The organism is Actinophytocola sediminis (genome assembly GCF_054779715.1).
In genome coordinates this window covers 1-20,703 of sequence record NZ_BAAGXS010000001.1, presented here as the reverse complement: position 1 = coordinate 20,703, position 20,703 = coordinate 1, and the positions used below count along the sequence as shown (strand labels likewise).

Genomic DNA, 20,703 nt, shown 5'->3' with positions numbered 1-20,703 from the left:
CGGCGAACGTGCTCACAACTCACGGCCGGCGGTGTAGGCGGTGTCGAGCAGAGCCGGGGCCAGTTCGGCAAGGCGGGCACGGGAACAACGGGCCGACGGGGCCGCGACGGCGATCGCGGCCACCGTGCGGCCCGCCGGATCCACCACCGCGGCGCCGATCGCGGTGATGCCCTTCTCCGTCTCGTTGTCGTTCACCGCGTAGCCGCGCCGGCGGATCTGGGCCAGCTGGCCCGCCAGCTCGGCCGGCACGCCCGCCGGGTACCGGGCGTGGAGGCTGGCCGGAGGCAGCGCGGCCAGCAACGCCTTGCCGCCGGAGGTGCGGTGCGCGGGCATCGCCGCGCCGGTACGCAGGCCGACCCGCAGCACCTGCGGCCCCTCCACGCCGTCGACGAACCGGACCTCGGTGTCCTCGAGCACCACCAGGTGCACGGTCTCCGCCACCCGGGTGCTCAGGTCGCCCAGGTGGCGGTGCAGCCGGCGCAGGTCCGGCAGCGGGTGCTGTCCCGACCGCAACGCGCGCAGCGCCGGGCCGGGGCGGTACCCACGCTGGTCGTCCTGCACCGCGAACTCCCGCGCGCGCAGCTGGTTGAGCAGTCGGTGTGCCGTCGACCGCGCGACGCCCAGTGCCGCCGCGGCGTCGCTCACCCGCAGCTGCTCGCGCTCGTTGAGCAGCACGAGCAGCGCGAGCGCCTTGTCCACCGACGTCGCGACGGCCGGGTCATTCGACATGGTCGAACAGTAGGTCCGCGGTGTTCGGCATGCCAGTCACAGCCACGGCGGCAGCCGAGGGCCGTCCTCGGCGCGGGCACGGCCGGTGACCAGGGCGGCCAGCTCCGCCAGGGAGCCCTCGATCTCCTGGCCACCACCGGCAAGCGGCCACGACCGTGGTTCCGAGGTCAGCACCAGGCCGGGGCAGCCGTCCTTCGCGCCCACCGTGCGGGTGGCGTCGTCCAGCAGTGCCACCAGGAAATCCGCCGGCAGGTCGGCGAAGCCGGTGCCGACCGCGAGGTCCACGGTGTGCACGAACGACTCCCGCGCACGCAGCCACGGCACCTCGGCGGCGGTGATCGAGCGGCCGAGCGCGCTGCGCACGGGGTGGTCCCACGCGGGTTCCGGCAGCGAGGTCATGGCGTCGGCCAGCGCGGCGGACGACGCCCGCAACGCCATGGTCAGCCACTCGTCGTCCCGCTGCGCGTCCCGCTCGATCTGCGCCGCCCGCGCGTCCCGGTCGGCGTACATCGGGGTCTCGACGCCGGTCCGCGCCCAGGTCAGCAGGTTGCCAAGCGCCGCGGCGTTGCCGATGAGGTGCGCGACGAGGTGTGCCCTGGTCCAGCCGGGCAGGCCGGACGGGGCGCGCAGGTCGACGGACCGGTCGACCGCAGCGAGCAGCACGCGTTCGCCGGCCAGCGCCAGGGCGAGCCGGCTCACTTCTCGGCCCGGCACACGTTCCGGCACTCCCCCACCCCGGCGATGGTGGTGGTCAGCACCATCCCGTCGGTCAGGTACCTGGCCGGGGTGCGGGCGTGTCCCACGCCGCCCGGGGTGCCGGTGGCGACGAGGTCGCCGGGCAGCAGCGTGATGATGTCCGAGATGTAGGCGAGCAGCTCAGCGGGCGGGAACACGAGGTCGGCGGTGTTCGCCGACTGCACGACCTCGCCGTCGACCGCGCAGCTCAGCGCGAAGTCGCCGGGTTCGGTCTCGACCCAGGGGCCGACCGGGGTGGTCGCCTCGAAGGTCTTGCCCTGCAACCACTGTGGGCCGCGGTACTGGTAGTCCCGCGCCGTCACGTCGTTGACCACCGTGTACCCGGCGATCGCCGCCGCGGCCTGCGCGGCGGTGGCGTGCCGCAGCGGCGCCCCGACCACCACGCCCAGTTCGGCCTCCCAGTCGACCGCAGCGGACACGGCCGGCAGCGTGATGTCGTCGTGGGCGCCGACGAGCGCGCCGGTGTACTTGGCGAACAGCGTCGGGTGCGCCGGCAGCTCCCGGCCCATCTCCAGAATGTGGTTGCGGTAGTTCAACCCCACGCAGATGATCTTGTCGGGCCTGCTGACGGGCACGGCGTAGTCCAGGCCGGCGACCGGGTGGCGGCGCCCGTCGGCGGCGGCCGCCTCGGCGCGCCAGTCCGGCCGGGTGACCAGCGCGCCCAGGTCGGCGTGGCCCAGCTCCACGGCCTCGGTCTCGTCGACGCGGACCGCGCGGAGGCCCGCCGCCGTGCGGATGGTGGCCAGCCGCATCAGACGGTCTCCCGCCTGGCCAGGCCGAGCGCCTCGTAGACCGGGTCGTCGGCGAAGCGGAAGGCGTCGAGCTGGTCGTCGGCCTCGAGGCGCACCGGCGCCCACGACGGCACGGCGAACAGGTCGCCCTTGGCCACCTCCCAGCTCTCCTCGCCGACGTGCACCCGCCCGGTGCCGGCGAACACCTGCCAGACCGCCGACCCGACGACCCGGGTGGTCGCGGTGGCCTGCCCCGCGGCCAGCCGGTGCATCTCGGTGCGGATGGTGGTGAGCGCGTCCTTCCCGGTGGTGGGGTTGGTGAAGCGGACCGCCGCGTGTCCGGGTGAGACGGTCGCGGCCAGCTCCAGCTGGGCGGTGAGCACGGCGTCGGTGTGCTCCCAGCGGTAGGCCGCCAGCGGCGAGCTGGCCGACCTCGGCTCGACCCCGAGCGGCCGCAGCCCAGGGTGGCCCCACAGGCGTTCGCCCTGGGACCGGTCGGGGGTCTCGGTGGTGGTCAGCTGGTCCGGCCCGAACTCGAAGAACCCGGCGTCGAGCTGGCTCACCAGCGGGATGTCCAGGCCGTCGATCCAGGCCATGGGGTGGTCGGTGGTGTTGTGGTGCTCGTGGAAGTGCCAGCTCGGGGTCAGCAGCAGGTCGCCGCGGCGCATCGCGACCGCGTCACCCTCCACGTTGGTCCACACGCCGTCGCCCTCGACCACGAACCGGAACGCGGTCTGGGTGTGCCGGTGGGCGGGCGCGACCTCCTTGGGCCCGAGGTACTGGATGGCCGCCCACAGCGTCGGAGTGGCGTACGGGTCGCCGGCGATGGCCGGGTTGCGCAGCGCGATCGCGCGCCGCTCGCCGCCACGCCCCACCGGCACCAGCTCGCCCGCGCGCTCGGCGAGCGGGTAGAGCGTCGACCAACGCCACAGCGCGGGCACCGCGGTTGGCCGGGGCGCCTCGGTCATCAGGTCCTCCCGCTGGGTCCACAGCGGGGTCATGTGCGCGGCCTCGAAGTCAGCGTACAGGCGCGCCAGCTCCTGGTCGACGGCGGTACTCGTCATACCGGAGACGCTACGGAGCGATTCCCGCCCGGCGGAACATTCACGCACGGGATTCGCTATGTTCGAACACCTCAGCCGAGGATCTCCCGCTCGATCCAGGCCCCCAGATCGTCCTCAGTGGACTCCCGGAACGAGCGGGTGTCCACGTTGTCGGCGTGCAGCTCGTAGACCGGGATGCCCGCCGCGCGCAACGCCCTGGTGGTGAAGTAGCTGCCGCGCGCGTCGTCCGAGACGAGGTGCACGACGCCGTCGACGCGGTGCAGCCGCGCCTCCTTGACATACCACTCGCACGACCACGGCGGGGTGTAGAGCAGGTCGTTGAACGCGGCGAAGCGGGCGGCGAGCGCGCGCAGCGGATCGGGGCCGTACCTCGGATAGCCGTCGGCGGCGACCGCCAGGTACATCGACCACACGAACACCGCGCCGTAGCGCCGCTCGAAGCGGCGGTAGAAGTCCATGTCGTACCACAGGCCCCGGCCGATCCACATGAGACGGACGCGCTCGTCCGCGCACACCGCGGCGCCCGCATCGACCCGCTGCGCCACCTCCTCGTAGAACCGCCGCGCCGCGTCCCTTGCCCACTCGGTGCCGCGGTGCCACTGCGGGATCATCACGCTCGGGATGCTGTCGGTGACCGCCAGCGGGCTCGGGGTCGTGGCCGCGATCAGGTCGCGGCTCCTGCGGTTCCACTCCGCCTGCTCGTTGACCAGGTCCAGCACTCGGCGCAGTCTGCGCTCGCTCAGCACCCGGCCCGTGGTGGTCTCCAGGAACCGCACGAGCCCCTCGAGCTCGGAGACCATCAGGTCGAGCCGGGCGGTGCCGATCGCCTTCTCCCAGTCGTGGGGCAGCAGATCCCACCAGTTCACCGGGACCGTGTTCTCCGCGGCGCTCTCCAGCGCGTAGTAGGCGATGCCGGGCTGCTGGCCCCAGACGTCGAACAGCTTGCGGCCGCCGTCGCCGACCGTCTCGGCCAGCACGATCGACGGCCGGGGCAGCCCGCCCCACGGCGCGTGCTCCTGGTCGGGGTCGAACAGCGAGCCGAGCGAGATCGAGCTGTACTGCTCGGTGTAGTCCGGATAACCGCGTTCCCGCAACAGCTCCAGGTAGTACGGCGCGCGCTGCTTGGCCGCGACCACCGAGGCCCACCACTGGTTCACCACGTACGGGATGTCCATGGCGCGGAAGATCTCCTGCGGCGCGTCGGCGTTCACCAGCGCCAGCGGACCGCCCCCGGCCGCGTCGGCGCGCAGCCGGTCGAACCACGCGCGCTGGTACCGGGACGCCTCCTTCGCCGAGGCGAGCAGCTTCTCAGCGGACACGGTTCACCGCCGCCAGCACCGGCGCGAGGTCGATCTCGCCGTACTCCTGCCGGTCGACCAGCACGGCCGGGATCCCGTTGGCGCGCAACGCCTCCGCCTGCGCGGGGAAGTCCCACGGCGGGGCGTCGTCGTTGGCCCGGACGTAGGAGACCACGAGGTCCGCGCCGCACTCGGCCGCGGCCGCCGCGGTGTGTGCCGCTCTGTCCTGAATGGACGCACGGGCGGCGGTGGGGCCGTTGTGCTGGTAGCGCTCGACGAGCGCGTCCAGCGTCGGCTCCCCGACCAGCCGGGTGGCCAGCAGGTCGCCCCAGTCGTGGTCCTCGCCGACCACGACGCAGCCAGCCGCCTCGATGGCGCGGTACACCTCGGCGGTGTCGTGCGCGCTGCCGGTGAGGAAGACCCGCCGGCCGGGGTGAGTGTCCACAACGGAGTCCGGCAGCGCCAGCAGCAGCCGGGTGTGCTCGGCCACCGGGACGACGGCGCCGAAGACGGCCAGCGCCTGCGTGCCGGTCAGCCGCGGCGGGTCGGTGCGGCGCATGGCCGACACCGTGCGCAGCGCCCGGCGGTGCTCGTCGTGCAGCGCGATCGCCTCGGCGATCGCGCCGGGGGTGAGCCGGGTGCCGGTCCACCGCTCCAGCACCGCGACCAGCTCGGTGACCCGGACCTTGTTGTAGCGCGTGGTGGTCCAGTGCGGCAGGTGCAGCAGATCCACCAGGTAGGTCTCCGGCAGCCCCAGCTCCGGCGCCACCCGGCGCAGCTCGCGGATGGCGTAGAACAACCGCAGCGACGCCTCGCAGTCACGCGAGACCAGCAGCCGGTCGAGGCCGCCGTACTCCCCCGCGAGCAGGCGGGTCAGCACCGACCGGGCCCACCGGTCAACGCCGGCGCCGAGGTAGCCCTCCCCCACCGCCACGTCCGTGCCCGGTTGGCCGGCAAGGCGCACCGGCAGCGCGCCCGCGGCGTGCACCAGCTCCACCGGCACGTCCTGGCCGACGTACCCGACGACCGCGCCGTCGTGCGCGGGCACCGGATAGCGCCGCTCGTAGTGGTCGACCAGCAGTTCGAGGGGGGTGCCCACGCTCAGACGACCCCCGCCGCGCGCAGCCCGGCGACCCGGTCGGCGTCGTAGCCGAGCTCGCCGAGCACCTGCTCGGTGTGCTCACCGAGCCCGGGCGCCGGCAGGTCGAAGCCGGCCCGCGCGCCGGAGAACACGATCGGCACCCCGGTCGCCGAGATGTCCGCGGTGGCGCCGTAGCGGGGGTGTGCCAGCGGGACCACCTCGCCGCGGGCGCGCACGAGCGGGTCGCGCACCGCCTCCTCCGGCTCGCGCACCACCGCCGCCGGCACCCCGTTGTCGGCGAGCAGCGCCACCGCGTCCGCCCGGCGCCGCCCGGTGGCCCACGCCGCGATCAGCCGGTGCAGCTCGGTCGCGTTGGCGACCCGGCCGTCGCGGGTGGCGAACCTCGGGTCGGCCGCCAGCGCCGGCTCGCCCATGGCCTGGAAGACCCCGGCAGCGAACCGGTCGGTCGGCCCGCACAGGGCGAACCACCCGTCGGTGGCCTCGAACAGCCCGAAGGGCGCCAGCCGGGGCACCAGCGAGCCGGTGCGCGCCGCCAGCCCGACGGCCGCGTACGCGTCGAACGGCTCACACGCGACCAGCGAGGTCAGCGCGCCGAGCATGGAGACGTCCACGTGCTGGCCGGCGCCGGTGCGGTCGGCCTGGAGGACCGCCGACAGCGTGCCGATCACCGCGAACAGCGGCGCGACGAGGTCGCCGACCGGCAGGCCGCTGCGGACCGGGTCGTCACCGTCGTTGCCGGCCGTGCCCATGATCCCGGACAGCGCCTGGACGATCGTGTCCATCGCCTTGGCCTGGCCGCCCTGCGCGCCGAACCCGCTGACCGAGGTGTACACCAGCCGCGGGTTGACCGCCCGCATCGCGGCGTAGTCGATGCCAAGGCGGGCGGTCACCCCCGCGCTGTAGTTCTCCACCAGCACGTCGGCCCGCCCGACCAGGTCGGCCAGCACGGCGACGCCGTCGGGGTGCTTGAGGTCGAGGGTCACGCTGAGCTTGCCCCGGCCGCGCAGCAGCATCGACACGGACATGTCGTCGTCGTGGGCGCGACCGAGCCCCAGGCCGTCGCGGCCGAGATAGGGGGCGTTGCCCCGGGACGAGTCGCCCCCGGTGTGCGGGTTCTCCACCTTGATCACCCGCGCGCCGAGCCCCGCGAGCAGCAGGGTGGCGTACGGGCCGGCGAGCGCGGTCGTGAGGTCGACGACCGTCCTGCCGGCGAGTGGCTGCTCGGCCACGCGACACCTCCTTCGTCCACGACTGTCACAAAGCATGACGGTCGATAGGGCACCGATACACTTCCGGGCGTGACGGCCACGCCGCGCTCAGCCGCTCCCCGCGCCCGGCGCTCCGACCTGTTGCCCCGCCAACAGCACGGCGGCGCGCCCCAGCACCTGCTGATGACGCTGTACGCGGACTACTGGCAGTCCACGAAGGGCTGGGCCTCCTCGGCCGCGCTGATCCGCCTGCTCGCGGAGTTCGGCATCACCGAGGCCAGCGGCCGGGCGGCGCTGAGCAGGCTCTCCCGGCGGGGGATGATCACCCTGCACCGCGCGGGCCGGCGCACGTTCTACGGCGTCGATGGCACCACCGCGACCGCGCTCGGCGACGCCGTGCGCAAGGTGCTGGCCTTCGGCGCGGACCACACCCCGTGGGACGGGGTGTGGACGACGGTGGCCTTCTCGATCCCCGAGGAGCAGCGCGAGGTCCGCCACCAGCTGCGTACCCGCCTGCGCTGGCTCGGCTTCGCGCCGATCTTCGACGGCTTCTGGATCTCGCCGACCGCGGCCGGTGAGGACACCGTGGCCGAGCTGGCCGAGCTTGGCGTGACCAGCGCGGTCGTGCTGCGCACCGCCGGGCCCGTCGGCGGCCGGCCGCTGACCGACGCGTGGGACCTCGACGAGGTGCGCGCCCACTACGACGAGTTCGTCGCCACCGTGTCGCCGCTGGCCGACCGGGTGCGCCAGGGCGCGGTCACCGCGGCCGAGGCGCTCGTGGCCCGCACGGAGGTCATGGACCAGTGGCGCACGTTCCGGTGGAAGGACCCGGCCCTGCCCGGCGCGCTGCTGCCCGGCGACTGGCCGCGCGACCTCGCCCGCGAGCTGTTCGCCGAGGTGTACGACGGCCTCGGGCCGCTCGCCGAGCACCGGGTCCGGCAGATCGTGCGCGAGCTGGACCCCGACGACGTCGAGCTGGTCCGCCACCACACCACCCGCGGCGCGCCCTGACCTCACGCGTAGTACCGGTAGACCGCGCGGGCGACGCACACCGGCTTGTCGCTGTCGGCCAGCTCGACGGTGAAGTCCAGCAGCAGCTGCACGCCGCCACGCACCTCCTCGGCCGCGGCCACCGTGCCGGCCATCCGGACCCGGCCGCCGACGGGCACCGGCGCGGGGAAGCGCACCTTCTCCAGGCCGTAGTTCACCCGCACCGCGACGTCCTCGATCACCAGCAGCTCGCCGAACAGCGGGATGAGCAGCGACAGCGTGAGGTAGCCGTGCGCGATGGTGCCGCCGAACGGCCCGGTCGCGGCCCGCTCCGGGTCGGTGTGGATCCACTGGTGGTCACCGGTGGCGTCGGCGAACGAGTCCACCTGGTCCTGGGTGATCACACGCCATTCCGTGACCCCGAGATCGGTACCGGACAACGCCAGCAACCCCGCCAACCCCCTGGCTGTGGTGCCTCCCCGGACTTCGTCACGAGCGGGTGTCATGCGGGTCCCTCCTGTCTCGAGGTCGTCACGAGGGGTTGTCATGCGGTCCCTCCTGGGGTGCCGGGATGCCGTAGGTCTGGGGGGTGCGGCCGATCGAGGTTGGCCAGACCGACGCGATGGCGTCGGGGTCCCAGCCGCCGTCGCGGTAGGCGAGCGCCACCTCCTCGGGGTGGGACCACAGGGAGAGCTTGTCGCCGCCGATGCCGATGGCCTGGCCGGTGACCCCGGCGGCGGCGTCGGTGGCGAGGAAGGCGACGAGGCCCGCGGCGTCGGCCGGCGTGCCGAAGCCCTCCGCCTGCCGCAGCCAGGCGGGCAGCGGCTCGCCGCGGTCCTCCCAGGCCGCGACGTGCTCGGCGAACGCGGGGATCGTCCTGGTCATGCCGGTGGCGGCGACCGGGAGGACCGCGTTGACCGTGATCCCGGCCTTCGCGCACTCGAGCGCCCAGGTGCGGACCATGCCGACGATGCCGGCCTTGGCGGCGGAGTAGTTGGTCTGGCCGAAGTTGCCCCGCTGCCCGGCCGGGGAGCCGACCACGACCACCCGGCCGCCGTCGCCCTGGTCCCGGAACCGCCGCACGGCGGCGCGCACACAGGTGAACGTGCCCCGCAGGTGGACGCCGACGACCAGGTCGAAGTCCTCGTCGGACATCTTCCACAGCACCCGGTCGCGCAGCACGCCGGCGTTGGTGACCAGGACGTCGAGCCGCCCGAACTCCTTGACCGCGCGGTCGACGAGCGCGTCCGCGACGTCGGCCGTGCCGACCGCGCCCGGCTCGCCGACCGCGCGTCCCCCTGCCGAGGTGATCTCCTCGGCCGCGGCGTGTGCCGCCGCCGCGTCCGCGTCGTTCGCCACAGCGGCCGCGCCCCGCGCGGCCAGCGCCGCGGCGTAGGCGCGCCCGAGGCCTCGGCCGGCTCCGGTCACCACCGCGACCTTGCCTGTCAGGTCCATCTGCTTGTCCTCCGGTCGGTTCACGCGGGATGGAAGGTCATCGGCACGCGGTGGGTGCCCCACTCGGCCCAGCGCGCCATCTCGATCTCGCCGGTGACGTCGAAGTCGCGGGTCCTGGCCAGCAGCTCGGCGACCGTCGTGCGGAGCATCAGGCGGGCAAGCGGCGCGCCGGGGCAGGCGTGCACGCCCGCGCCGAAGGCGATCGAGCGGCTGAGCTCTGGACGGTCAAGCACGAAGTCCTCCCCGTCGGGGAACACCGTCTCGTCCCGGTTGGCCGAGGTGTAGACCAGCGCGATCGGCTCACCCGCGCGGATGCGCCGCCCGCCGATCTCGACGTCGTGGCGCGCCGTGCGGGACATGCCGCGGTAGGGGGTGAACAGCCGCAGGTACTCCTCGACCGCCGCGTCGATCCGGTCGGGCTCTGCCCGCAGCAGGCGCTGGAGGTCCTTGTGCTCGGCGAGGTGGGCGAGCATGGTGCCGATGAACACGCTCGGCGCGACCATGCCGGTCACCAGCAGCTGCCGCACGCAGCCGTGCACGAGGTCGGGCGGCAGCGGCTCGCCGTCGAGGCGGTCGGCGAGCAGGGCGGTGGTGAGGTCGTCGGCGGCGTCCCAGTCGTCGGACCGGCGGGCCTCGATGACCTCGCCCGCGATGTCGTAGAGCAGGCGCGACAGCCGCTTGACGTTCTCGTCGTCGACGACCTGGATGGCGGCGACGTACTCGGCGCTGATCCGCTTGATCCTGGCGGACAGGTGCAGCGGCACGTGGAAGAACTCGGCGAACACGTGCGCGGGGAAGACCTGCGCGTAGTCAACGGCGACGTCGCCGTGGCCGGCGTCGATCAGCGGCTGGAGCACCGCGACGCAGTGCGCGCGCACCTTCGGCGCCAGCGCGGCCACCGTGCGCGGGGCGAGCGACCGGTTGATCACGCGGCGGTAGCGGGTGTGCTCCGGCGGGTCGAAGTGCAGCGGCGGGCGGCGGCCGGTGAACGCGAACTTCGGCACGACGTTCTGCACCGAGGTGGTGAACGTGTCGGTGTCGGTCAGCACGCGGACCACGTCCTCGTGGCGGAAAAGCGCCCAGAAGCCGTCGTAGGTGGTGCTGTGCGCGACCGGGCACTCGGTGCGCATGCGCCGGTAGAGCGCGTGCGCGCTGGTGAACGTCTCCGGCGCGCGCGGGTCGAAGTCGTGGTCGAGCCTGTGGTCGTGCATCCGGCCGCCCCTGGATCAGTTCGTTTATTCGACGGATAGATCACCACTAGAAACAACAAGTGTCAAGTATTGTCGCTGTCATGTCCCCCGGTGACGACTTCGACCCGCTGGCGCCCGAGACGTTCGACAGCCCCTACGAGGTCTACCGCGACCTGCGGGACCACTGCCCCGTCGCACACACCTCGGCCTACGGCGGCTTCTGGGCGCTGACCCGGCACGCGGACGTGCGGGCGGCCGCGAGCGACCCCCACCGGTACCTGTCCTCGGTCCGGGCCGTCGTGCCGAGCGACCCGAGGGGGATCCGGCGGCCGCCGCTCAACTTCGACGCCCCGGCGCACACCCCGTTCCGGCGCGCGCTGGACCGCACGCTGCACCGGCGCCGCCTCGCCGAGCTGGAACCGGTGCTCGCCGGGCACGCGGCGCGGGAGCTGGCGCCGCTGCTCGACGCGGGTGGCGGCGACATCGCCGCCCAGTTCGGCACCACCTACCCGGCGTTCGTGGCGGCGGAGTGGCTCAACCTGCCCGCCGGACAGGTCCGCCACCTCGCCACCACCGCCGCGACCTGGGTCGCCGCGTGGCGGGCCAGGGAGGGCGACGTGGTCACCGCGACCAGCGAGCGGATGTACGAGCTGGCCCGCGAGCTGGTCGCCGACCGCAGGCGGGCGCCCCGCGACCCCGAGCGGGACCCGGCCAGCTCGCTGCTCGCGGAGACCTACGACGGCCAACCGCTGTCCGACGCCATGGTCGTTGGCGCGCTGCGGCAGTCGCTGGTGGTCGGGTTGGTCGCGCCGCCGCTGCTGCTCGGCGGGATCTGCGTGCACCTGTCCCGCGACCGGGCCCTGCAGGCGCGCCTGCGCGCCGAGCCGGCGCTGGTGCCCGCCGCGCTCGAGGAGTTCCTGCGGCTGTACACGCCCTACCGGGGTTTCGCGCGGACCGTCGCCAACGAGGTGGAGCTGCACGGCAGGCGGATCCGGCCCGGCGAGCCGGTCACGCTGGTGTACGCCGCCGCCAACCGCGACGAGCGGGTGTTCCCCGAACCTGACACCTTCCGCCTCGACCGGCCCGAGATCGGTCAGCACCTGGCCTTCGGGCGCGGACCGCACCGGTGCGCGGGCATGGCACTGGCCCGGATGTCCCTGCGCGTCGCGCTGACCGAGTTGCTGACGCGGACCAGCGACTTCACTCTGGACGGGCCGGTCGAGCCGACGCGCATGCCCGAACTGGGCGCCCAGCGGGTGCCCCTGCGGATCACCGCACGCCGAGCGTGATCGCCGCTCCACCGGCCGCGACCAGCAGTGCACCGCTCTTGACACTTCTTTGCATCAGCGTCAGTGTATGTGACCTGACACGTCGTGCCAGACCGTCCGCAGGGAGCAACGATGGCTCTTCGCACCAGATTCGGCGCCGTGCTGGCGACCACCGCGCTGCTCGGCCTCACCGCCTGCGGGGGCGGCGACGGTGGTGAGACGGCGGCCGACGAGGCCGCGAAGTCGGGCAACGAGCCGCTGGCCGAGCTGATCACGAGCGCGCGCGAGGAAGGCGGCGTCACCTTCTACTCGGTGCCGCCAGAGGACGTGGCGCAGGCGCTCGCGGACGCGTTCACCGAGAAGTACGGGATCGACGCGAGCTTCGTCCGGCTGACCGCAGCGCCGCTGGCCCAGCGGTTCGCCGCCGAGGCGGAGTCCGGCCAGCCGGGGGCGGACATGATCATGGTGTCGAACTCCCCCTTCTACGCCGACGGCATCGCCAAGAAGTGGCTGACTCCCCTGCCGGAGGCGAACATCCCCGACTACCCGGCCGGTCTGCCGGCCGAGTTCGTGCTCGCCGACCGGGGCACCGCGGTGGTCCAGGTGCAACCCTCCGGCTTCGGCTACAACACCGACGAAGTGTCCGAACAGGACGCCCCGAAGGACTGGCCCGACCTGCTCGACCCCCGGTGGCGGGGCAAGATCCTGATGGCGAACCCGAAATCCTCACCGGCCTATGTGGACTTCTGGTACCTCATCGAGCAGGAGTACGGCATCGACTACCTCGAGGACCTGCGCGCACAGGTGGCGCGCTTCTACGACGGCACGGTCCCGCTCACCGAGGCGATGGCCGCTGGCGAGGGCGCGATCACCGTGCCGAACGTGACCTCGGCCGTGCAGCCGGCCAAGGACAAGGGCGCGCCGGTCGCCATCAACGTCCCGCCGCTCACCACCGGCCCGGAGATCGTCGCCGGGATCGCGACACAGGCCCAGCACCCGAACGCGGCGCGGCTGTTCACCCACTTCGTGCTCTCCGAGGAGGGCAACAAGATCCTCAACAGCCAGCCAGGCTCGGTCTCGCCCTACGACACGGCGACGATGCCAGCCGAGTTCACGCGGGTGGACCACGCCGAGGCGGCGAAGAAGGAGAAGGAGATCCTGGGTGCCCTCGGCGCGGACTGAGGCCAGAACAGAACCACCGCCGCGCGCCCGGCCCGCCCGCCGCCGGCCCACGGTGTTCGGCCGGGTCAGCATCGGGATCGCCGTGCTGTTCGCCGCACTCGCGCTGTACCCGCTCGGCGCGGTCGTGTACCGGCTGCTGTTCGCCGACGGGAGCCTGGACCTCGGTCCGGTCCGCGACACGCTCGCCGAACCGGACCTGGCCGGGCTCCTGCTGAACACCCTCGTGGTCGTGGTCGCGGCCACCGCGGTCGCGCTGGTGATCGGCACCGCGCTCGCCTGGGTCAACGAACGCACCGACGCCAGGATGGGCGTGCTCACCGACGCGCTGCCGATGGTGCCGTTCCTGCTGCCCCCGGTGGCCGGCGCGATCGGCTGGGTGCTGCTGCTCTCGCCGAAGGCCGGCTACCTCAACACCTGGCTGCGCGACCTGCTCGGCGTGGTCGGGATCGACCTGTCCGACGGCCCGTTCGACATCTACTCCTGGTACGGCCTGATCCTGGTCTACACGATCTACCAGGTGCCCTACGCGTTCCTGCTCGCCTCGGCCGGCCTGCGCAACCTCGACCCCAGCCTGGAGGAGCAGAGCCGGGTCAGCGGCGCCGGTCCGTTCCGGACGCTGTGGCGGGTGACCGTGCCCGGCGTCAAGCCCAGCCTCGCGGGCGCGGTGCTGTTGATGCTGTGGAGCGGCTTCGGGCTGTTCTCCATCCCGGCGGTGATCGGCACCGGCGCGGACATCGACGTGCTGTCGGTGCGGATCGTCGAGTCGCTCGCCGAGTACCCGCCCCGCACCGGGGTGGCGGTCGGGCTGAGCCTCATCGTGGTCGTGTTCGTGGCGCTCGCCTGGTGGGCCCAGCGGCTGGTCGTCGGCCGCGGCCGGCACGCGACGGTCGGCGGCAAGGGCCAGCGGGTGAGCCGGATCCGGCTCGGCCGCTGGCGCGGGCCGGTGCGTGCGCTGATGGTGCTCTACCTGCTCGTGACGACCGTGCTGCCGCTCGTGGCACTGCTCATCGTGTCGCTCACCGGGTTCTGGACCGCGAAGATCAACTGGGGGGCGCTCGGGTTCGACGCGCTGCGGCGCGCGATCGTCGACGACTCGACCACCCAGGAGGCGTTGCTGAACAGCCTCGGGCTCGGCCTGCTCGGCGCGACCATCGGCATCGCGGTCGCGGCCGTCGTCGCGCTGTATGTCAGCCGGGCCGGCCGGCTCGGCCGGTTCCTCGACGGGGCGATCAAGCTCCCGTCCACGCTGTCGCACATCGTGCTCGCGGTCGGGTTCGTGCTCGCGCTGGCCGGGCCGCCGTTCGAGCTCGGCGGCACGTTGACGATCCTGCTGCTCGCCTACCTCGCGCTGTACCTGCCGCAGGCGGCGGTCGCGGCCGACGCCGCGGTGGCCCAGGTCGGCGGTGAGCTGCCGGAGGCCTCGCGGGTCGCGGGTGCCGGCGAGGCCCGCACGTTCCGGCGGGTCTACCTGCCGCTGATGCTGCCCGGCCTGATCACCGGCTGGGCGCTGCTGTTCGTCCGGATGATCGGCGACCTCACCGCGTCCTCGATCCTGGCCGGCACCGGCAACCCGGTGGTGGGCTTCCGGATCCTCGAGATCTACCAGAACGGCTCGTACGCGACGCTGGCCGCGCTGTCCACCGTGCTGACGGCGATCAGCTGTGTGGTCGTGCTCGTGGTGATGGTGCTGAGCAGGCGCAGCGCGCGGTGGAGCGCGCCGGTGGGCCGATGACCGAGCAGACCGATGACGGGAGCGACATGACCCTCGCGGCAGCGGAGGAGACCACCCGGCGCGGCCCCGGCGGCGAGCCGCCCGTGGTGCGGGTCAGCGGGCTGGTCAAGGCGTTCCGCCGGGCCGACGGCGCGACGGTGAACGCGGTCGACGACGTGTCGCTCGAGGTGGCGCCAGGAGAGTTCCTGGTGCTGCTCGGGCCGAGCGGGTGCGGCAAGACCACGCTGCTGCGGATCATCGCCGGCCTCGAACGGGCGGACGCGGGCACGGTCACGTTGCGCGGCGAGGACGTGTTCTCCTCGGCGCGCGGGATCGACCTGCCGCCGGAGCGCCGGCGGCTGTCGATGATCTTCCAGTCGTACGCGCTGTGGCCGCACCTGACGGCCTTCGACAACGTCGCCTACCCGCTGCGCAACGCCCGCCCCCGCCTTGACCGGGCGACGATCGAGCGGCGGGTGCGCGCGGCGCTGGCGAAGGTCGGCACCCCGGAGCTGGCGCGGCAGTACCCCAACCAGCTCAGCGGTGGCCAGCAGCAGCGGATCGCGCTCGCCCGCGCGATCGTCGGCGGGGACGACCTGGTGCTGTTCGACGAGCCACTGTCCAACGTGGACGCGAAGGTGCGCGAGCAGCTGCGGCTGGAGCTGTTGGCCATGCAGCGCGAGCTGGGTTTCGCCGCGGTGTACGTGACCCACGACCAGAACGAGGCGATGGAGCTGGCGCACCGGATCGCGGTGCTCGGCCACGGGCGGGTCTGCCAGCTCGCCGACCCGGCCACGGTCTACCGCGCCCCGGCGTCGCGCTACGTGGCGAACTTCGTCGGCACCAGCAACGAGCTGACCGGCACGGTCCTGCGCCACGACGAGCGGACCACGACGCTGGGCACGGACCTGGGCGAGGTGACCGGCCCACTGGCCGACATCGCGGTCGGCGCCGAGGCGGTGGCGCTGTTCCGGCCGGAGCGGACCAGGGTGGCGCCCGCGGGCACCACCGGGGACAACTCCTGGGCCGCGACGGTCACCGCGGTGCTGTTCCTCGGCGCGCACACCGAGACGGTCGCGACCGCGGGCGAGCACGCCTTCCGGCTGCTCGGCGAGCACGACCTGCCAGAGGGCGCGGCCGCGACCGTGACCGTCCGCGCCGCCGACGTGCTGATCCTGCCCGCCGAGAGCTGAGCGGTCCTCAGTCGTCGACCTCGATCACGACCGCGCCCGCCGTGTCGCCAGCCGCGCAGCCGGTGAACAGCCCCCGGCCGCCGCCGCGGGCCCACAGTGCCTCGATCAGCTCGACGATCGCCCGCAGTCCGGTCGGGGCCTGCGGGTGCCCGTAGACCAGGCTGGAGCCGTAGGGGTTCATCCGCTCCAGCGGGAACCCGGTCTGCCGGTGGAAGTACAGGTCGTTGACGGCGAACGGGTTGTGGGTGGTGACTACGTCGATGTCGGCGATGGTGAGCCCGGCGTCGGCGAGCGCGGCGAGCGCGGCGGGCACCGGCGCCTTGGGCATCCGCGCCGGCTCGACCCTGGCGAACGCGATCGCCCGGAGCCACGCGAGCCCGCCGCCGCGCGCCTTCGCCGCGTCCACTGTGGACAGGACAACGCCGGCGGTGCCGTCGCCGGGATGGGTCTGCGTGCCGTAGGTGACGACCCCGCCGGGGGTGACGGGCGCGAGCTTCGCGAGGCCAGCCGGGGTGGCCGGGTGCACGCCGGCGTCCTCCGCGACGACCGTGTGTCCCTTGCGGCCGGGGACGTGCGCCTCGACGAAGTACCGCCGCTGCACGGCCCGGTCGTCGGCCAGCGCCGACTGGTACTGCTCGTGGCGCAGCAGCGTCACCTCGTCCAGCTCCGGTCGGGTGAACCCCTCGTCGGCGGCGACGTTCTCCGCTGTCGCGAGCATGGAGTCGCGGGTGGTCGGGTCCTGGCCCATCGGGTCGAGCACCCAGTGCTCGGTGCGCGGGGCGCCGCCGGAGCGGGCGGGCGCCGGGTACACCATGAGCGGGCCGTTGCTGGTGCGGTCGGTGGCCACGGCCAGCACGGTGCGGTGCGCGCCGAGCTGCACCTGGACCGCCGCCGCCTGGAGCACCGCGGCGGAGGTGGCGCAGGCCTGCGCGATCACGGGACCGGTCACCGCCGGCATGCCGAGGCGCGGCGCGACCGAGGTGACGCCGTAGAAACCGGACTCCTGGGGCACGGTCGTGCCGAGCACGGCGTGCGTGACCTCCCCCGGGTCGAACTCCCGTGCCGACAGCGCCCGCCCGGTGACGTCCACGGCCAGGTCGATGCTCGACAGCTCCGCGAGCGGCCCCTGCCAGCGGGTGAACGGCGAGGACCAGCACAGTCCGAGTGGGACGGCCACGTTGTCCAGTTTCATGAGTCACTCCTCCGCGTCGGCTGCCAGGTCTCCCGGATCCGGCGCTTGTCGAACTTGCCGGTGGCGGTCAGGGGCAGGTCCTGGACGAACTCGACCAGCTCCGGCACCCACCAGCTGGCCACCCGCGACCGCAGGTGCTCGCGCAGCTCCCCCTCGGTGACCGGCCCGGCGGCCACGACCAGCGCGGCCGGCCGCTCGACCCACTCCGGGTGCGGCACCGCGATGACCGCGGCCCGGTCGACGGCCGGGTGGTCCATGAGGTGGTTCTCCAGCTCGATCGAGCTGATCCACTCGCCGCCGGACTTGATCAGGTCCTTGGTGCGGTCCAGGACGCGCAGGTAGCCGTCCGCGTCGACGGTGCCGATGTCGCCGGTGCGCAGCCAGCCGTCCCGGAAACGGGTGTGGTTGCTGTCATCGGTGTCGACATCGCCGTCATCGGGCCGGTAGTAGGACTCGGTCACCCACGGGCCGCGCACCTCGATCTCGCCGGCCGAGGCCCCGTCGCTGGGCTGTGGGGTGCCGTCCTCGGCGACCACCCGCAGCTCGACGCCCGCGGTGGTGAGGCCCTGGGTGGCGTGCAGGGCCAGCCGTTCGGTGGCCGGCCGGTCCTCGTGGCGGCGCCGGACGTTGGTGAGGTTGCCCGACGGCGACATCTCGGTCATGCCCCAGCCCTGCTGCATCCGCACGCCCCGCCGGTGGTAGCGCTCGAGCAGGTCGGGCGGGATGGCCGAGCCACCGCACAGGATCCGTTCCAGGCCACCGAGATCGGCGCCGGCGAGCGCGTCGACGGCGAGCCAGAACGTCGGCACGCCGGCGGCCATCGTCACGCCCTCGGTGGCGATCAGGTCCACGATCGCCTCAGGGCTGGTGTCCGCCCCGGCGAGCACGAGCGAGGCCCCGGCGAGCGCGGCCGCGTAGGGCAGGCCCCAGGCGGTGGCGTGGAACAGCGGGGTGAGCGGGAGGAGCACGTCGCGCTCCCGGACCGCGAACGAGTCGGCGAACAGCGCGCTCATCGCGTGCAGGGTGAGCGAGCGGTGGGTGTAGACGACGCCCTTGGGGTTGCCGGTGGTGCCGCTGGTGTAGCAGAGACAGGCCGCGGACCACTCGTCCGGTTCGGCCGGCTCGTCGTCCGACGCGGCGGCGAGCAGGTCCTCGTAGTCGGTGGCGCCCGCGAAGTCGGGGTGCGGCGGCGTGCCGTCCGGCAGGACCACGTAGTCCACACCGGACAGTGCGGGGGCGATCCGCGCGAACCGGTGGGTGAGCGCGGCGTCGACGAAGATGACGCGATCCTCGGCGTGGCGGGCGATCCACGCGAGCTGGTCGCCGAACAGCCGGACGTTGAGCGGTTGCAGGACCGCGCCGGACAGCGGCACGCCGTACATCAGCTCCAGGTGCGCGAGCCGGTTCCAGGAGAACGTGCCGACCCGGTCCCCCGGCGCCACCCCGAGCGCGGGCAGTGCGGCGGCGAGCCTGCGGGCCCTGGCCGCCACCTCCGGCCAGGTCCGCCGGACCCGGACGCCCTGGTCAACGCCGACGACGTGCGCGTGGGTGCCGAACGAGGCCCCGCGCCGCAGCACCATCGCCAGCGACAGCGGCATCCGTCCCATCGTGCCGAGCACCGCGGCTCCTCTCTCAGTACCGGTAGATCGTGTTGCCCGGCGGCGCCTCGCGCGGTCCGTAGGGCGCGATGTCCAGCCAGTGCCCGAGCGTCTCGTCGTCGGCCGCGCCCGCCGCGGCCGCGCGTTGCCGGGCGCGGGTCTCCTCGTCCGGGCGCAGGTGTTCGAGGGACACCCCGGCGGCGTCCCGGTTGAACAGCGCCGCCCGCCGCCGGGAGATGGCGAAGTCCTCGACGGCCGCGACCGCGCGGGCGCGGACCGGGGTGGACAGCGCGAGGTGCACGGCGGTGGCGGCCGCGTCCGCGTCGGGCACGCCCGAGTTCATGCCGCGCGCGCCGAACGGCGCGAACAGGTGCGCCGCCTCGCCGACGAGCAGCACCCGCCGGTGGCGGTCGGCGAAGTCGTCCGCGACCACCTGGAGGAACTGGTAGGCCGACGCCCAGGTGACGCGCTCGGCGTAGGCGGCGGGCAGGACCGCGCGCAGCCACGAGCGCAGGCCATCGCCCGTGCGCAGCTCCTCCGGGTCGTCGTCGTCGTACAGTTGCAGGTCGACCCGCCAGCCGCCGGCGAACGGCACGAGCAACACGTTGCGGCCGTCGACGGCCGGGTGGCCGTAGTGGAAGATCCGCTCCACCGGCAGTGGGTCGGCCGGGTCCTCCTCGGTGTCCACGACGATGTACCAGCCGTCGGACCGGTCACCGTCCATTGTGGTGCCGATCGCCTTGCGCACCGCCGAGCTCGCGCCGTCGGCGGCGATCACGTAGTCGGCCGCCCACCGCGTGCCGTCGGCCGTGGTGACCAGCACACCGTCCACTGTGGACTCGACGCCGGACACCGCGTGGTTCCAGGCGAACTCGACGCCGGCCTCCTTGCAGGCCTGCAGCAGGTACCGCTCGGTGTCCACCTGGGGCAGGCTGGTGAAGTGCGGCAGCCTGTCCGGCGCCGGCGGCGGGTAGCCGCGGGCGAAGACCTCACGGCCCTCGTAGAAGGTGCGTTTGGTGTGCCAGAGCACGCCGTGCGCGGCGAGGGACGTCGCGAGCCCGGGGAACGACCGGTCGAGCACGGCGAGGGTGACGCCGTGGACGAAGATCGCCCGGCTGCCCGGCCGCGGCCGGCCGGCCGCGCCCGCCTCGAGCACGGTCACCGGGCGTCCCAGCGCCCGCAGTGCCAGCGCGGCGGTCAACCCGACCGGGCCCGCGCCCACCACGAGTGCCTCGTGCCTGTTCTGGTCCGCCCCGGTCATCCCCGCACCTCTTTCGCCTGCACCTGTTCCTCGAGCACGACCACCGCGTCCAGGGCGATCGCGCCCTGTCTGGTGAGCCGCACCGGGTTGGCCTCGACCGTCACCACGTCGTCGTGGTCCAGCAACAGCCCGGCCACCGCCCGGATCGCCGTCGCCACGGCCTCGCGGTCCACCGGCGGCGCGCCGCGGTAGCCGGCCAGCAGCGGCGCGGGCAATCCCGCCACCATGTCCCGTGCGTCCAGTTCGGACAGTGGCGCCAGCCGCAGGTCCGGGTCGGCGGCCAGTTCGACGCCGGTGCCGCCGAGACCGAGCAGCACCGAGGGGCCGAAGGCGGGGTCCCGGGTGGCGCCGACGATCAGCTCGGGGCCGGGCGGCGCCTGCCGCTCGACGAGGTAGCGCGGGCGCAGCGCCAGCGTCGCGGCGGCCGCGTCGATCGCGTCGAGCGCCTCGTCGAGGCCATCGGCGGTACGCACTCCGGTCCGCACACCGTCCACATCGGACTTGTGGGTCAGTGCCGCGGCGCGGAGCTTGACCACGACCGGCCCGCCGAGGGCGGCGAGGGCCTGGTGGGCCCCGGCGCGGGTGTCGCACGCGCGGCCATCCGGAACCGCGAGACCGCGCCGCGCGAACAGCGCCTTGGCGCCGTGCTCGTCGATCGGTGCCGGACCGAGCAGGCGGCCGGTGGCGCCGCCGCCGGGGACGCGCATGGCCAGGCGGAACGCGGCGGCCGCGTCGGCGCGGTGCGCGGCCGTGGCGCGGGCGAGCCGGTCGGGTG

Annotated in this window: 19 protein-coding genes; 5 read left to right on the top strand and 14 right to left on the bottom strand. The window is 73.8% G+C overall.

Going from position 1 to position 20,703, the window contains the following annotated elements; all coding sequences use genetic code 11:
* Nucleotides 1-12: 12 nt before the first annotated feature.
* From ACYVIP_RS00095 to ACYVIP_RS00065, 7 genes are all read right to left on the bottom strand, one after another.
* The gene (locus tag ACYVIP_RS00095) at nucleotides 13-729 is read right to left on the bottom strand and encodes an IclR family transcriptional regulator (RefSeq protein WP_460390569.1); all 717 of its coding nucleotides are present in this window, start codon (nucleotides 727-729) and stop codon (nucleotides 13-15) included.
* Between the two features lie 36 nt (nucleotides 730-765).
* Nucleotides 766-1,443, bottom strand: coding sequence for a maleylpyruvate isomerase family mycothiol-dependent enzyme (locus ACYVIP_RS00090; RefSeq protein ID WP_460390567.1), 678 nt, complete (start codon nucleotides 1,441-1,443; stop codon nucleotides 766-768).
* Entirely contained in the window at nucleotides 1,425-2,237 is an 813-nt protein-coding gene (locus ACYVIP_RS00085; protein ID WP_460390565.1) for a fumarylacetoacetate hydrolase family protein, read from the bottom strand. Before ACYVIP_RS00085 ends, ACYVIP_RS00090 begins: the two co-directional genes overlap by 19 nt.
* Nucleotides 2,237-3,280 (bottom strand): cupin domain-containing protein, encoded by a 1,044-nt coding sequence (locus ACYVIP_RS00080; RefSeq protein ID WP_460390563.1) that lies wholly within the window; start codon nucleotides 3,278-3,280, stop codon nucleotides 2,237-2,239. The genes ACYVIP_RS00085 and ACYVIP_RS00080 overlap by 1 nt, the downstream gene beginning before the upstream one ends.
* A gap of 71 nt (nucleotides 3,281-3,351) precedes the next feature.
* Complete coding sequence (locus tag ACYVIP_RS00075; RefSeq protein ID WP_460390561.1) at nucleotides 3,352-4,599, bottom strand: 2-hydroxyacyl-CoA dehydratase; 1,248 nt, start codon at nucleotides 4,597-4,599, stop codon at nucleotides 3,352-3,354.
* A complete protein-coding gene (locus tag ACYVIP_RS00070; RefSeq protein ID WP_460390559.1) occupies nucleotides 4,589-5,677 on the bottom strand; it encodes a 2-hydroxyacyl-CoA dehydratase in 1,089 nt (362 codons plus the stop codon). Before ACYVIP_RS00070 ends, ACYVIP_RS00075 begins: the two co-directional genes overlap by 11 nt.
* A gap of 2 nt (nucleotides 5,678-5,679) precedes the next feature.
* The gene (locus ACYVIP_RS00065) at nucleotides 5,680-6,909 is read right to left on the bottom strand and encodes a CaiB/BaiF CoA transferase family protein (protein WP_460390557.1); all 1,230 of its coding nucleotides are present in this window, start codon (nucleotides 6,907-6,909) and stop codon (nucleotides 5,680-5,682) included.
* 69 nt (nucleotides 6,910-6,978) lie between these two features.
* Between ACYVIP_RS00065 and ACYVIP_RS00060 the strand changes: the two genes are divergently transcribed.
* Nucleotides 6,979-7,899 carry a PaaX family transcriptional regulator gene (locus tag ACYVIP_RS00060; protein WP_460390555.1) on the top strand — a complete coding sequence of 307 codons (921 nt, stop codon included), beginning with the start codon at nucleotides 6,979-6,981 and terminating at the stop codon, nucleotides 7,897-7,899.
* A 2-nt stretch (nucleotides 7,900-7,901) separates the two neighbouring features.
* On the opposite strand, the gene ACYVIP_RS00055 is transcribed toward ACYVIP_RS00060, so the two are convergent.
* From ACYVIP_RS00055 to ACYVIP_RS00045, 3 genes are read right to left on the bottom strand one after another with little or no spacing between them, the layout of a single operon-like run.
* Nucleotides 7,902-8,384 carry a MaoC family dehydratase gene (locus tag ACYVIP_RS00055; RefSeq protein ID WP_460390553.1) on the bottom strand — a complete coding sequence of 161 codons (483 nt, stop codon included), beginning with the start codon at nucleotides 8,382-8,384 and terminating at the stop codon, nucleotides 7,902-7,904.
* Nucleotides 8,385-8,409: 25 nt separating this feature from the next.
* Entirely contained in the window at nucleotides 8,410-9,333 is a 924-nt protein-coding gene (locus tag ACYVIP_RS00050; RefSeq protein WP_460390551.1) for an SDR family oxidoreductase, read from the bottom strand.
* A gap of 20 nt (nucleotides 9,334-9,353) precedes the next feature.
* Entirely contained in the window at nucleotides 9,354-10,544 is a 1,191-nt protein-coding gene (locus tag ACYVIP_RS00045) for a cytochrome P450 (protein WP_460390549.1), read from the bottom strand.
* Nucleotides 10,545-10,624: 80 nt separating this feature from the next.
* On the opposite strand from ACYVIP_RS00045, the gene ACYVIP_RS00040 reads away from it, so the two are divergent.
* From ACYVIP_RS00040 to ACYVIP_RS00025, 4 genes are all read left to right on the top strand, one after another.
* Entirely contained in the window at nucleotides 10,625-11,812 is a 1,188-nt protein-coding gene (locus ACYVIP_RS00040; protein WP_460390547.1) for a cytochrome P450, read from the top strand.
* A 111-nt stretch (nucleotides 11,813-11,923) separates the two neighbouring features.
* Nucleotides 11,924-12,973, top strand: coding sequence for an ABC transporter substrate-binding protein (locus ACYVIP_RS00035; RefSeq protein WP_460390545.1), 1,050 nt, complete (start codon nucleotides 11,924-11,926; stop codon nucleotides 12,971-12,973).
* On the top strand, nucleotides 12,954-14,705 hold the full coding sequence (locus ACYVIP_RS00030; RefSeq protein ID WP_460390543.1) for an ABC transporter permease: 1,752 nt from the start codon (nucleotides 12,954-12,956) through the stop codon (nucleotides 14,703-14,705). Before ACYVIP_RS00035 ends, ACYVIP_RS00030 begins: the two co-directional genes overlap by 20 nt.
* Entirely contained in the window at nucleotides 14,702-15,877 is a 1,176-nt protein-coding gene (locus tag ACYVIP_RS00025; protein WP_460390541.1) for an ABC transporter ATP-binding protein, read from the top strand. Before ACYVIP_RS00030 ends, ACYVIP_RS00025 begins: the two co-directional genes overlap by 4 nt.
* A 7-nt stretch (nucleotides 15,878-15,884) precedes the next feature.
* On the opposite strand, the gene ACYVIP_RS00020 is transcribed toward ACYVIP_RS00025, so the two are convergent.
* The 4 genes from ACYVIP_RS00020 to ACYVIP_RS00005 all read right to left on the bottom strand — a co-directional run.
* Entirely contained in the window at nucleotides 15,885-17,069 is a 1,185-nt protein-coding gene (locus tag ACYVIP_RS00020) for a thiolase family protein (protein ID WP_460390539.1), read from the bottom strand.
* Nucleotides 17,066-18,688, bottom strand: a complete 1,623-nt coding sequence (locus tag ACYVIP_RS00015; protein WP_460390537.1) for a long-chain-fatty-acid--CoA ligase — start codon at nucleotides 18,686-18,688, stop codon at nucleotides 17,066-17,068. Before ACYVIP_RS00015 ends, ACYVIP_RS00020 begins: the two co-directional genes overlap by 4 nt.
* A 13-nt stretch (nucleotides 18,689-18,701) precedes the next feature.
* Nucleotides 18,702-19,928: an FAD-dependent oxidoreductase gene (locus tag ACYVIP_RS00010; RefSeq protein WP_460390535.1), complete on the bottom strand. Its 1,227-nt coding sequence runs from the start codon at nucleotides 19,926-19,928 to the stop codon at nucleotides 18,702-18,704.
* On the bottom strand, nucleotides 19,925-20,703 hold a 779-nt coding region (locus ACYVIP_RS00005; protein WP_460390533.1), incomplete at its 5' end, for an acetate--CoA ligase family protein. The genes ACYVIP_RS00010 and ACYVIP_RS00005, both read right to left, overlap by 4 nt.